The sequence below is a fragment of the Hydrophilobacter chitinilyticus genome (assembly GCF_049860745.1).
GTDB lineage: Bacteria > Pseudomonadota > Gammaproteobacteria > Burkholderiales > Burkholderiaceae_C > Rhodoferax_B.
Genome location: NZ_CP187561.1, coordinates 3,379,692 through 3,392,613, shown reverse-complemented (window position 1 = coordinate 3,392,613; position 12,922 = coordinate 3,379,692). Strand labels below are relative to the sequence as shown.

Genomic DNA, 12,922 nt, shown 5'->3' with positions numbered 1-12,922 from the left:
TTTCATGACAGCGCAAGGATTCACCACCAACATCGTGCACGCCGACAGTGCCTTCGGCACCGAGCACGGTGCCGTGCACAAACCGGTTCATAACTCGGTGCAATTTGGTTTTGACACCGTGGAAGACCTGATCGGCATGTTCCAGGGCACGTTGAAAGGCGCCTACAGCTACTCGCGCCAAGGCACGCCCACGACGGCAGCGTTGGAGGCCAAGATCACCCGCATGGAAGACGGTGTGGGCTCGGTGTCGTTTGCCACCGGCATGGCCGCCATTTGTGGCTTGTTCTTCACGCTGCTGCGCAGCGGCGACCACCTGGTGATGAGTCAGTTCGTCTTTGGCAACACCAACAGCATTGCCGACACCTTGCGCGGCCTGGGTGTGGACGTGAGCATGGTCGACGCGACCGACGCCCAAGCCGTGGCCGCCGCCGTGCGCCCCAACACCCGCATGGTGTTTGTGGAGACCGTGGCCAACCCCGGTACACAGATTGCTGATCTCGAAGGCATTGGCGCGCTGTGCAAGCAACACGGCCTGGTCTACGTGGTGGACAACACCATCCTCTCGCCCGCGCTGTTCCGCGCCAAAACGGTGGGCGCCTCCATCGTGATGAACTCGCTGACCAAAAGCATCGCCGGCCACGGCAGTGCGCTCGGTGGTTCGTTGACCGACACCGGCCTGTTCGACTGGACGCAGTACCCCAACATAGCCGAGGCCTACCGCAAGGGCGACACGGCCCAATGGGGCCTGACGCAGATCCGCAAAAAGGGCTTGCGCGACATGGGCGGTACCTTGAGCGCCGACCACGCGCACCGCATCGCCCTGGGCGCTGAAACGCTGGTGCTGCGGCAACGCCAAGCCAGCGCCACCACCTTGGCCCTGGCGCAGTTTTTGGAAAGCCACCCGGCCATCGCCAAGGTGAACTACCCCATGCTGCCGTCGCATCCACAGCACGAGCGTGCGCTTAAACACTTCAGCGCAGGCTCGTGGCTACTGTCGTTTGAATTGCGTAACGCCGATGACATGCTGGCCTTTGTGAACCGGCTGCAACTGCCGGTGAAGGCCACCGGCCTGGGCGACACCCGCACGCTGATCATCCCCGTGGCGCCCACCATCTTCTGGGAAGCCGGTGCTGAAGTGCGCGCGGCCATGGGCATTGCCGATGGCTTGGTGCGTTTGTCGGTAGGTCTGGAAGAAACGGCCGACCTGCTGGCCGATTTCAAGCAAGCCCTGGGCTGAGTTCACACTGAATTTGGGTTGACACAGAACCGCTGCGCGGCGAGTATTGCCACGCAGCGGGGCCGCGGGCTCCGGCACAACGTGGAGCGTTTCGCCTATGGTTGCCCGTGCCAGTGTCACATCCCGCAAGTCCAAAGCAGGGGCAGCAGCAGCGCCCAAAGCCGCTGTCGTGAAAGCAGCCAAGCGCCCTGCGGCATCGGTGGCAAGCCCAGCGCTCAAAAGCACCACCAAGACCCCCACGAAAGCCATTGCGAAAGCCGCTGCGAAATCAGCCGTGGAATCCATAGGCGAGCCCGTCACCGAGGCGGCGCCAAAGTCAAAGCCCACACCTGAACGCCAGCGCAAGGAAATCAACCTGGCGCTGCAGGGCGGTGGCTCGCACGGCGCCTTCAGTTGGGGCGTGCTCGACGAGTTGCTGCGCGACGGCCGGGTGCGCATTGGCGCCATCAGCGGCACCTCGGCTGGCGCCATGAACGCCGTGCTGGCGGCCGATGGCTTGACCGAAGGCGGCCCCGAGCGCGGCTCGGAATGCGCGCGCAAAAAGTTAGAGAACTTCTGGGCCGACATTGCTCAGCGTGCACGCTTCAGCCCGCTGCAGCGCAGCCCCATCGACGTGCTGCGCGGCAACTGGAGCCTGGACAATTCACCGGCCTACATCTTTGCCGACACCGTGCAGCGCGTGTTTTCGCCCACGCAGTTGAACCCGTTGCAGCTCAACCCATTGCGCGAGGTGTTGCTGGAGCACGTGGACTTTGCGCGCGTGCACACCTGCGAGCAACTGCAGATTTTTGTGGCCGCCACAAATGTGAAAACCGGCCGCGTGAAGATTTTTGACAACGCCAACGTCACGGCCGATGCTGTCATGGCTTCGGCCTGCTTGCCTGATTTGTTTCCCGCCGTGACCATCAATGGAGAGGCTTATTGGGACGGCGGCTACGCCGGCAACCCGCCGTTGTTTCCTCTGATCAGCCGCACCCAGTGCTCAGACATTGTGGTGGTGCAGATCAACCCCATCGAGCGCGAAGGCATACCGCAAACGGCGGCCGAGATCCACAGCCGCATCAGCGAAATCACCTTCAACCAAAGTCTGTTGAAAGAGTTGCGCGCGATTGAGTTTGTGCAGCGCTTGATCGAGCAGGGCGCCGTAGACCCCAAGCGCTACCGCTCGCTGCGCTGCCACTTGATTGAAAACCAGGAGGCGCTGCGGCCTCTTGGAGCCACGTCGAAGATGAACGCCGAATGGGCGTTTTTGGTGCACCTGCGCGAGATTGGCCGGCAGACTGCGGCGGCCTGGCTGACACAAAACTTTGATGCCATTGGGCAGCACGGCACCATGGAGATTGCGCCGATGTTGGACGAATAGGGGCGAGCGGCTGCCCACCCGGCTGGCAACTTTACGAAGCAGGCGTAAAAAGGTGTCAACCGTGCCTAGTGCACATTTGTTTTGTAGCCATGCACCACTTCAATCGCCGTGGATTCTGCGTTTCCGCCAGCAGCGCTAGCCTGCTGTGGCTTGCAGGCTGCGCACAGCCAGGCCCCTGGCGCGCCGCACGCCCGGAGCTGGCCGGCCTGCAGGATGCGGTGCCGGACGCCACCGCCCAGCTTGCCTGGCTGAACCGCATCACTTGGGGCGCCAATGCCAACGGCCAAGCTGCTTTGGCGCAGATGGGGCTGAAGCCCTGGCTGCAGCAGCAATTGGCCCCCCCGCCGGCGGTGTTGCCCGCGGCAGCGCAAGTTCAGATCGACGCCATGACGATCTCGCAACAAACGCTGGCGCAACTGGCGCCCAGGCTTGAAGCGCAACGCAAGGCCGCTGATGCGCTGCGTGAACTTGTAGAACGTCAGACCGCACGCCAAGCCCACCAACAAGAATTGACGCGCCTGTCGCGCGAGGCGCAGCAGCGGTTTTTGCTGCGCGCGCTGTATTCACCCAACCAGTTGCAGGAGCAGATGACGTGGTTTTGGGCCAACCATTTCAACGTCAGCACCCGCAAAGACAACCTGCGCGCTGCCGTGGCCGACTATGAAGAGCAGGCCATTCGTCCGCACGCGCTGGGCAAGTTTCGCGACCTGTTGGGTAACACCGCACGCCATCCGGCCATGCTGCGCTATCTGGATAACGTGCAAAACGCTGCCAACCGCGTCAACGAAAACTACGCCCGCGAATTGATGGAGTTGCACACCCTGGGCGTAGACGGTGGCTACACCCAGGCTGACGTGCAAGAACTCGCGCGCGTGCTCACCGGGTTGGGCGCCACGCTGCAGCCCGATGGCCCGCCGCCTGCCAACCTCAAGCCCGCGCTGGCAGCCGACTACGTGCGCCAGGGGCTGTTTGAGTTCAACCCCATGCGCCACGACTACGGCCCGAAAACCTTGCTCGGCAAGCCGCTGACGGCACGTGGGCTGGCCGAGGTGGATGAGGCGCTGGACCGACTGGCACGCGCGCCCGCTACCGCGCGTTTCATCTCGCGCAAGCTGGCGGTTTATTTTGTGGCCGATGCGCCGCCACCGGCCTTGGTGGCGCGCATGGCGGCCAGCTTTACGCGCAGCGATGGCGACATTGCCACCACACTCGCCACGCTGTTTGCGTCGCCTGAATTCAATGCTTCGCTCGGCCAGCAGTTTCGCGACCCGGTGCATTACGTGGTGGCCGGTGTGCGCCTGGCGTATGGCGAGCGCGTGGTGCACAACCTCACGCCCATGCTCAACTGGCTGAACCGCATGGGCGAGCCGCTGTACGGCCACGCTACGCCTGAAGGCTACCCGCTGCAACGGCAAGCCTGGGCCAGCCCGGCGCAGATGATGACGCGGTTTGAAATCGCCCGTAATTTGGGCGCCAGCGGCGCGGTCTTGTTCCGCGCAGCCGATAACGGGCCGCTGGAGTCTCCGGCGTTCCCAGCGTTGTCGGCGTCGCCTGCGGTGGTGGCGCTGCAAGCCACGTTGAGCGACCCCACGCGCCAGGCGCTGGCGAACGCAAAATCGCCGCAGGACTGGAATACGTTCCTACTCTCGTCCCCTGAATTCATGCTGCGGTAGCTGAAGGATTCTTATGCAACGCCGTCAACTTTTAAGTTCGCTCGCTGCCGCGCCTTTGGCTGGTTTGTCTGGGCGATTGGTGGCTGCGCCTGCGGCGGAGGGAGCGAAGCTGCTGGTGGTCTTTTTGCGTGGTGGGTACGACAGTGCCAACCTGCTGGTGCCGCACACCAGCCCGTTTTATTACCAGTCGCGCCCGCGCATTGCGGTGCCCAAGCCGGGCGAAACCGATGGCGCGTTGCCACTGGATGGGCGCTGGGGCTTGCACCCGGCGTTGGCCGCCAGCGTGTTGCCGCTTTACGCCAAGGGGCAAGCCGCGTTTCTGCCTTTTGCGGGCACCGACGATTTGACCCGCAGCCATTTCGAAACCCAGGACAGCATTGAACTCGGGCAGGCCTTGGGCCAGCCGCGCCGCGATGCGGATTCTGGTTTTTTAAACCGGCTGGTGGGCGTGCTGAACGGCCATTCCGCCGGGGCATCTGCCACATCTGATGCTTCTGCCGCCGAGGCCATGGCCTTTACCGATCAGTTGCCGATCGTGTTGCGCGGCGACGCCAAGGCCGCCAACATGGGCTTGGCGGCGGTGGGTGGGCGCGCGGTGGACGACCGGCAGAGCCAAGTGATCCGCGCCATGTACCAAGGCACGCCACTGGCCGCCACGGTGGCCGAGGGCTTTGCGGTGCGCGACGAGGTGCTGCGCTCAGTCAAGGCCGAGATGGACGCGGCCAGCCGCAACGCCATGACGGCCAAGGGTTTTGAGTTGGTGGCCCGCCGCATGGCGCGGCTCATGCGCGACCGCTTCGACATTGGCTTTGTCGACGTGGGCGGTTGGGACACCCACGTGGGCCAGGGCGCTGGCACCGGCTATCTGGCCAGCCGCTTCGAAGAACTGGGGCGCGGGCTGGCCGGTTTTGCGCAGGAGATGAGCGATGCGACCTGGCACAACACCGTGGTGGTGGTGGTCAGCGAGTTTGGCCGCACCTTCCGCGAAAACGGCACCGGCGGCACCGACCACGGCCATGGCACGGTGTACTGGCTGCTGGGTGGTGGTTTATCGGCGCAGGCCGGTGGCCAGGTGATTGGCGAGCAGGCCGAGGTGTCGGCTGCGGGCTTGTTTCAAAACCGCGATGCACCGGTGCTGAACGAGTACCGGGCTGTGTTGGGCGGGCTGTTGGGGCGCATGTATGGGTTGTCGCCAGCGCAAGTGGAGCGCGTGTTTCCGGGCGCCAAAGTGCGCGATCTTTCTATCGTTTGATCGCTTGCCGATCTACGCGCCGAAGGTGTAGCGGTAAGCGATGTTTTCGTCTTTCTTCGGGCCGCTGATCGTCCAATGCATGTCAATGCCATCGGGCTGCACGGACAGCGTCAGCGCGTACAGATCGGCGCTGCAAACGTGTGGCGTGACGGACGCCCAACCGTGCACCGTGTCGGGCTGAAGTTCCACCAGAAAAACCGGCTGGTCGGGCCCCTGGCGTAGGTGCTCCAGGCGCACGGTGTCGCCGTCTGCCAATGACCAGCGGTAGATGTTGCTGAACGGCAGGGCGGGGCGGTCTTCGCGACCGGCAGGTTGCCATTGCCCGCTCTCGTAAAAAACGATGGTGTTCGGTGATGGCGTCTCGACACGCACCTCGCCGTGGCCTTGGCCACTCCAGCCGGTGGATTTGCCGCTACGGGCGCTGAAGGTGAGCGTGCGTAGCCGACCCAGGTCGGCCATCAGTTGCGCGGCGGTCATGGCGTGGGCTCGTGTTTGAACGGGCTGCGGCCAGCCAGGTCTTCCATGTAGTGCTCGATGCCTTCGCCCTCGCGCTCCAGAAAACGCTCCACGGCTTCGGCAAACGCCGGGTGCGCCAACCAGTGGGCGCTGGTGGTACGCACCGGCATCAAGGCGCGGGCCATCTTGTGTTCCCCTTGGGCGCCGCCCTCAAACACCGCCACGCCATGCTCTATGCACCACTGCAGCGGCTGGTAGTAGCAAGCCTCGAAGTGCAGGCAGTTGACACGTTCCAGCGCACCCCAGTAGCGGCCGTAGGCCACGGTAGGGGTTGCAGCTTCGTTTGAAGAAAAATGGTTTTCTACGCTTGCTGTATTTGCGGTGACAGCTATCAAACTGCTAGCGATGGCACGGCGCTCATCGCCCTCGCCCCGCTCGGCAATGAACAGCACCCAGTTCTCGGGCATGGTCTGCGCCATCAGGCGAAAGAAGCTGGGGCTGAGGTAGGGCTTGTTGCCGTGTTCGAGGTAGGTACGTTCGTAGCAGCGGTAGAAAAAGTCCCAATCTGCGGTGCTGATGTCTTGGCCGCGTGCCCAGCGAAACGTCACGCCCGCATCGGCTACCTTGCGGCGCTCTTGGCGGATCTTTTTGCGCTTGTCTTGGTTCAGGCTGGCGAGGAAATCGTCGAAGCTGCTGAATTGGTTTGGCGTTGCTGCATCTTCAGTTGGTCGCTCGTTCTTCCAGTGGAATTGAACCGTGTGGCGCAGCATCAAGCCGGCTTCAGCGCACGCGGCCGTGTCCTCAGGCGTGGTGAACAACAGATGCAGCGTCGACAGCTCCTGTTCGGTGCACCATTCCACCAGCGCCTGCACCAAGGCTGTGCGGGCCTTTGCATCGCGGGCCAGCAAACGCGGGCCCGGCACAGGCGTGAACGGCACCGCGACCAAGGCCTTGGGGTAGTAGGCCACGCCGTGTTCTTCGTAGGCTCTAGCCCATGCCCAATCGAAGACGTACTCCCCGTAGGAGTGGTCTTTGAGATACATCGCGCAGGCGGCGTGCAGGGTGTCGTTCACCCACAAAGTGATGAACTGCGGCGACCAACCCGTGCGCGGGCTAGCGCTGCCGCTGGTGTGCATGGCGAGCAAATATTCGTGCCGCATGAACGGGCCGGCGCCGGGCTGCAAGGCCAACAGTTCGTTCCATGCGGATGCTGGAATGGCGGCCGGCGAATCGACGACCCGAATGACATAATCAACGCGTTTCATGCCCGGGCGCTCCGCAGCCTTATGCGCATCGCGCCGCTTGCCCTTAACCCGGTACTTTCAGTTTTCATGACGCTCAAACTCTGTGTAGCCCAGTTGAATTTTGTGGTTGGCGACCTGGCCGGCAATGCGCAAAAAATTATCGATGCGGCACGTACCGCCTACGCCGAAGGCGCGCGCGTGTTGCTCACGCCCGAACTCTCCATTTGCGGCTATGCGGCCGAAGACCTTTATCTGCGTCCATCGTTTGTGGCCGCCTGTGATGATGCCGTGAAAACAGTGGCCCGCGAAACCGCTGGGTTAAAAGGCATGGCCGTGGTGGTGGGTCACCCACAAGGTGGCGACAGTCGCACGCGCTCGGTGGCCGTGCAGCAGCGCTTCAATGCGGCCAGCGTGATCCGCCACGGTGTGGTCGAGCAGACCTATGCCAAGCGCGAGTTGCCCAACTACCAAGTCTTTGACGAGCGCCGCTACTTCACGCCCGGCAACGGCGTGTGTGTGTTTGAAGCGGGCGAGGGGGCAGGTGCCGTGCGCATCGGCCTGCTGATTTGCGAAGACGCCTGGTTCGAAGCGCCCGCGCGCGCGGCGCAAGAAGCCGGTGCGCAGGTTCTGGCCGTCATCAACGCATCACCCTTCCACGCTGGCAAAAGCGGCGAACGTGTGGCGCGCATGGCCGAGCGTGCCAAGGCCACGGGCTTGCCCCTGGTCTACGCGCATTTGGTGGGTGGGCAGGACGAAGTCGTGTTTGACGGCGCATCGTTCGCGTTGAACGTTAATGGCCAACTGGCCGCGCGTGCCGAAGCCTTTAAAGAAAATCTGCTCTACACGCAGGTGCAAAGCGCGGGTGCCGCTGCGCATTTTGTAGTGGATGCGAGCAACATCACCCCAGACCGCAGCCCCGAGGCCGACCTGTGGGACGCGCTGGTACTGGGCGTGCGCGACTACCTGGGGAAGAACGGATTTCCGGGCGCCATCCTCGGTTTGTCGGGCGGGATTGACTCGGCGCTGGTTTTGGCGATCGCGGTGGACGCCTTGGGTGCCGACAAAGTGCGCACGGTGATGATGCCATCGCCCTACACGGCTGACATTTCGTGGATCGACGCGCGCGACATGGCTGAGCGCATGAAGGTGCGCTACGACGAAATTTCCATCGTGCCCGAGTTTGAGGCGTTCAAAAAATCGCTGGCGGGCGAGTTCAAAGGCTTGGCCGACGACACCACCGAAGAAAACATCCAGGCGCGTGTGCGCGGCGTGATGCTGATGGCGCTGTCGAACAAGTTCGGCAGCATCGTGCTCACCACCGGCAACAAGAGCGAAATGGCCACCGGTTACTGCACCCTGTATGGCGACATGGCGGGCGGTTTTGCGGTGATCAAGGACGTGGCGAAAACGACAGTGTTTCGCCTGGCGCGCTGGCGCAACGAAAACGACCCGTACGGCACTGGCAGTAACCCGATTCCCGAGCGCATCATCACGCGCCCCCCCAGCGCAGAATTGCGCCCCGACCAGACCGACCAGGACAGCCTGCCGCCGTATGAGGTGCTGGACGCCATTCTGGAGCGCTACATGGAGAACGACCAGCCACTCGAAGAAATCGTCGCGGCCGGCTTTGCGCGCGCCGATGTGGACCGGGTAACCAAGCTCATCAAGATCAACGAATACAAAAGACGCCAGGCGCCAGTAGGGATACGTGTGACCCACCGCAGCTTTGGCAAGGATTGGCGCTATCCTATAACCAGCAAGTTCCGCGCGTGACGAAGCGTTAATGCAGCGTTAATGCAGCGCTATGGAAGCGCCATAGAAGCGTTACTGCTTCGCCATTCAAAAACAAACATCCGAGGAAAGACCCAACATGAAGCAAATCACCGCCATCGTTAAACCGTTCAAGCTCGAAGAAGTGCGTGAGGCCTTGGCCGAATGTGGTGTGACCGGCTTGACAGTGACCGAAGTGAAGGGTTTTGGCCGTCAAAAAGGCCACACCGAGTTGTACCGCGGCGCCGAGTACGTGGTCGACTTCTTGCCCAAGGTGAAGATTGAAGTGGTCGTCAACAGCGACGACGTGGACCGCTGTGTGGACGCCATCGTCCGCGCGGCGCGCACCGGCAAGATCGGCGACGGCAAGATTTTCGTCACCAGCGTGGAGCGTGTGGTGCGCATCCGTACTGGCGAACAGGACGAAGCAGCGGTCTAATTTTTTTGCTGAACTAGGCCGCGAGGGGATTCGTTGGCCTGGTTCAGCGAGTCCCGCGCTCAGGTTTCAGGTTCAGATTACTTTGCGCAGCGGCGTTTCATTGGCATTCATGCCGGCCGATTGCACCAGCTTCTGCAGCAGCGCAATCGGATCATCTGAAGTTTCAATCAAGCTCATTTGCCACTCGTTCATCAGTTCGGTCTTCACCGTGCTGGTCAGGAACTGCAGCAGCGCATCGTAAAAACCGTTTTGGTTCAGCAGGCCCACTGGCTTGTCGTGGTAGCCCAACTGGCGCCACGTCCACACTTCAAAAAACTCTTCCATCGTGCCAATGCCGCCGGGTATGGCCAGAAACGCGTCGGCGTGTTCGGCCATCAACGCCTTACGCTCGTGCATGGTGTCGACGATGTGTAATTCGGTGCAGCCGTGGTGCGCCAGTTCTTTGTCGACTAGCGCTTTGGGGATGACGCCGACGACGCGACCACCGGCGGCCAGCGTGGCGTCTGCAACGATGCCCATCAGGCCGCTACGGCCACCGCCGTAGACCAATTGACCGCCGTTGCTGCCAATCCAATGGCCGACTGTGCGTGCGGTTTCGGCGAACTCTGGCGTGGCACCGGGCCGTGAGCCGCAATAAACGCAAACTGAAAATGCTGGGGTTGTCATAAGGTCATCAAATCAAAAAAGCGTTGTCGATGGTTTGCTCGGCAAACCCGTCGGCAAGCGGGAAATGCAGACAGGCTAACGGCTAAGCGGTTTGGAGTGCACCAGACGCGTGCCAGCCCAGGCGTCGTGCCAGAACTGCTTTTGCGGGTGAAAGCGGCTTAACACCGCCCAGACGGCCACCCAGCCAAAGAAAATAATCGCGACCTCACCGCCAGAGAGTCCAAACGGGGCCACAGCAGCCAATGGTGGCAGAACCCATAGCCAGCTCAGCACAAAGCGCAACAGGGCTCGTTTTTGGCTGATGGCGTGGCCCTGCGGATCTGTGACCCGAATGTTCCATGTCTTCATCGCCAAGGTTTGCCCTCTGGCCCAAAACCAGGTGAAGTAAATGCCAAACACCAAAAACAAAAACGCCTGCTGTGCGTGCCGGTTTTCGAGTGCATGGCGGGTTTGCGTGAGGGCGCTGAACAGGTAGCCGGCGAGAAACACCACGCCGAACATCAACATGCCTTCGTACATCCAACAAGCCATGCGGCGGCGTAGGCTGGGCGCCATGGGCTTGGCACTTGTGGGGAACGGGTGCGACCCCGGCGCACTTGCGCCGGTCGAGGGGGCAGATTCAGCAGAGTTGGCTGCGGTCATGTCTGGCTGGCGGAAAGTAGCGTTGGTCTAGACGAGGAGACTGCAGGCGGAAATGCCTACATGGACGCAATGTACCGCAAGCGCGTGTCGATTTTGATGTGGCCGATGACGGCATCACTCGGATGAGCGGCGAGAGATGCTCCCCACTTTGCCTCTTCGGCTGGCCTGCCGCATTTGGGCGCGGAACCCATGCCTCGATGAGCGCCCGGCCACTAAGGGAAAGTCAGGGCTGCTGGGGCAGTAGCGTTGTGCTGTCGATGTTGCGCTGTTCGGCAGATGGGGCCAACTGTATTTGTTGCTGGCCGGTGCGTTGCTCGACGTATGTATTGGCCAATTTCGGGCGGGCTGACGAACGCACAGCGGGTGCTGCGCCTGCTGGTGGCTTAGGCGCTTGTTCGGCCAGCTTGTGTTTTTCTTCGTCGCTCAGGGCTTGGTAGGCTTCCCACTTGGCCTGTTTTTCAGAAGGGTCGAGCCGCTTGGTTTCGGCAAAGTTCAGACGGGCGCGGTTGCGCTCAGCGACGCTGAGGCCGGCCCACTCGGTCATGCGCTCCTGCAGCTTGCGTTGCTCATCTGGCGAAAGTTTGTCGTAACGAGACGAAAGCGCCATCCATTTGCGCTTGTGCCCTTCGCTGATGCCGGCCCAACTGCTTTGGAGTGGCGCCAGAGCGGTGCGTTCGTGGCTGGTGAGTTCGTGCCATTGCGGGCCAGCGGCGGAGGCGCGGGCGGCCGTGGACGGCGCTTTTGTAGCCGCGCTGGCTGGTAGTTTGGCTGGCTCCTGTGCGAAAGCCGGCGAAATGGCCAAGCAAAACGCTGCAGCCGACAACGTGCCAGCCAATCTGAGACCCTGAGACGCGGAGCGAGAAGGGGAGAGGGAAAGTGTGCTGAAACCGGCTAAACGCGGAATGAAGCGCAACATTACTGGGTGGACTCCCGGTTGGTTTTCAAGAATTCGAGAAAGCCGGGGTCGGTGTAGGCCGCGGTGGGCAGATCGTCTGTCAGCAACGCGGTGTCAACATCGGCCAATTCAGAGGCTCGGTTGTCGTCTTGCACCCACTGAATCATGAGCAAGCCGGCCAGCAGCAGCAGCAGGGGCACGAGCGAAGCGAGCCAATTCAATGGACCTTGCTCGCCGCCGTCTCCAAGGGTAAGAGTGGCCGCGCCGCCATTGGAGTTTGAAACCATGACCGGGCGAATTTGCGGTGCAAGCTTGCGTTTGGCCAGGGCACGTTCTCGACCAGCGCGCAGGCGTTCGGTGACGTCGTAAGGCAGCGCCGACTCCGTCTCATCCAGGCGTGCACGCACCAAACGGCCGAAACGGTCTTCAACCGCTTGCATTTCGCTAGAAATTGCGTTGTTCATAGATGTATTCCTCGTTCCCTGAGCGCCTTGCTGAGCGCCTGAACTGCACGTGAGCAGTGTGTTTTGACGCTGCCTTCAGAGCAGCCCATTGCCGCAGCCGTCTCGGCAACGTCCATTTCCTCCCAGTAACGCATCAGGAACGCTTCTCGTTGACGAGCCGGCAATTCTTCTATCTGTGCCTCGATTTGATGCAAGATTTGCGCCCGTCGAGTGCTGTCCTCTGCGCTCTCCGTGCGTTGTGAGTCATCGAGAACTTGTAAAGTTTCCAACAAATCGAAACTTCCGTCATCGCCATTGCCCTCGATTTCGCCCATGTTGACAAACAGGGCTCCGCGGGTTTTTTGCCGCCGAAACCAGTCCAGTGTGCAGTTGGAAAGGATGCGCTGGAACAGCATGGGCAACTCGGCTGCGGGCTTGTCGCCGTAATGTTCTGCCAGCTTGAGCATGCTGTCCTGGACGATATCCAGCGCCGACTCTGTGTTGCGCACATGGAATAGCGAACGCTTGAAAGCGCGTTTTTCGACACTTTTCAAAAAGTCGGAAAGTTCTTGTTCTGTGGCCAAAAGGGTCGTGCCCTGGGGGCTAATCGTGAGTGGGCTTGGATATGCGGGGTTATGCGACCGGCACATCAGGTTATTCAACAGAATTATGTCATCTTGAAATGATTTTCTGTGACACAGCCTAAATGCCATTTCGACAATGACATAATGCGGGTTGCAATTCAAACAGCAAACGGGTCACGGTCCGGCAACGCAAGCATGTTGCCCATGGCTGCTGGCCCTAAGTTCTGACACGGCTTCACGAGAGCTCAGTGAAAGAGC

Annotated in this window: 13 protein-coding genes; 6 read left to right on the top strand and 7 right to left on the bottom strand. The window is 61.5% G+C overall.

Annotation, left to right across the window (positions count from 1 at the left end; genetic code table 11):
* Window positions 1-4 precede the first annotated feature (4 nt).
* The 4 genes from ACPWMG_RS15075 to ACPWMG_RS15060 all read left to right on the top strand — a co-directional run bounded on the left by ACPWMG_RS15075 (window position 5) and on the right by ACPWMG_RS15060 (window position 5,525).
* Window positions 5-1,237: a cystathionine gamma-synthase family protein gene (locus ACPWMG_RS15075; protein ID WP_483300299.1), complete on the top strand. Its 1,233-nt coding sequence runs from the start codon at window positions 5-7 to the stop codon at window positions 1,235-1,237.
* Window positions 1,238-1,406: 169 nt separating this feature from the next.
* A complete protein-coding gene (locus tag ACPWMG_RS15070) occupies window positions 1,407-2,600 on the top strand; it encodes a patatin-like phospholipase family protein (RefSeq protein ID WP_483300298.1) in 1,194 nt (397 codons plus the stop codon).
* A gap of 89 nt (window positions 2,601-2,689) precedes the next feature.
* Window positions 2,690-4,273 (top strand): DUF1800 domain-containing protein, encoded by a 1,584-nt coding sequence (locus ACPWMG_RS15065; RefSeq protein WP_483300297.1) that lies wholly within the window; start codon window positions 2,690-2,692, stop codon window positions 4,271-4,273.
* Window positions 4,274-4,286: 13 nt separating this feature from the next.
* Window positions 4,287-5,525 (top strand): DUF1501 domain-containing protein, encoded by a 1,239-nt coding sequence (locus ACPWMG_RS15060; protein ID WP_483300296.1) that lies wholly within the window; start codon window positions 4,287-4,289, stop codon window positions 5,523-5,525.
* A 12-nt stretch (window positions 5,526-5,537) separates the two neighbouring features.
* Here the strand turns inward: ACPWMG_RS15060 and ACPWMG_RS15055 are convergent, their stop codons facing one another.
* Window positions 5,538-6,002 (bottom strand): DUF6314 family protein, encoded by a 465-nt coding sequence (locus ACPWMG_RS15055; protein WP_483300295.1) that lies wholly within the window; start codon window positions 6,000-6,002, stop codon window positions 5,538-5,540.
* On the bottom strand, window positions 5,999-7,246 hold the full coding sequence (locus tag ACPWMG_RS15050) for a GNAT family N-acetyltransferase (protein ID WP_483300294.1): 1,248 nt from the start codon (window positions 7,244-7,246) through the stop codon (window positions 5,999-6,001). Before ACPWMG_RS15050 ends, ACPWMG_RS15055 begins: the two co-directional genes overlap by 4 nt.
* A 66-nt stretch (window positions 7,247-7,312) precedes the next feature.
* Between ACPWMG_RS15050 and ACPWMG_RS15045 the strand changes: the two genes are divergently transcribed.
* Window positions 7,313-8,998 (top strand): NAD+ synthase, encoded by a 1,686-nt coding sequence (locus ACPWMG_RS15045; RefSeq protein WP_483300293.1) that lies wholly within the window; start codon window positions 7,313-7,315, stop codon window positions 8,996-8,998.
* Between the two features lie 97 nt (window positions 8,999-9,095).
* Window positions 9,096-9,434 (top strand): P-II family nitrogen regulator, encoded by a 339-nt coding sequence (locus tag ACPWMG_RS15040; protein ID WP_483300292.1) that lies wholly within the window; start codon window positions 9,096-9,098, stop codon window positions 9,432-9,434.
* A 72-nt stretch (window positions 9,435-9,506) separates the two neighbouring features.
* Here ACPWMG_RS15040 and ACPWMG_RS15035 read toward each other — a convergent pair whose 3' ends face one another.
* The 5 genes from ACPWMG_RS15035 to ACPWMG_RS15015 form a co-directional block, all read right to left on the bottom strand.
* A complete protein-coding gene (locus ACPWMG_RS15035; RefSeq protein ID WP_483300291.1) occupies window positions 9,507-10,100 on the bottom strand; it encodes an LOG family protein in 594 nt (197 codons plus the stop codon).
* 75 nt (window positions 10,101-10,175) lie between these two features.
* A complete protein-coding gene (locus ACPWMG_RS15030) occupies window positions 10,176-10,655 on the bottom strand; it encodes an RDD family protein (protein ID WP_483305260.1) in 480 nt (159 codons plus the stop codon).
* Window positions 10,656-10,965: 310 nt separating this feature from the next.
* On the bottom strand, window positions 10,966-11,544 hold the full coding sequence (locus ACPWMG_RS15025) for a DUF3106 domain-containing protein (RefSeq protein ID WP_483300290.1): 579 nt from the start codon (window positions 11,542-11,544) through the stop codon (window positions 10,966-10,968).
* Between the two features lie 113 nt (window positions 11,545-11,657).
* Complete coding sequence (locus tag ACPWMG_RS15020) at window positions 11,658-12,101, bottom strand: DUF3619 family protein (RefSeq protein ID WP_483300289.1); 444 nt, start codon at window positions 12,099-12,101, stop codon at window positions 11,658-11,660.
* Window positions 12,098-12,664, bottom strand: coding sequence for an RNA polymerase sigma factor (locus tag ACPWMG_RS15015; protein WP_483300288.1), 567 nt, complete (start codon window positions 12,662-12,664; stop codon window positions 12,098-12,100). Before ACPWMG_RS15015 ends, ACPWMG_RS15020 begins: the two co-directional genes overlap by 4 nt.
* Between the last annotated feature and the right edge of the window lie 258 nt (window positions 12,665-12,922).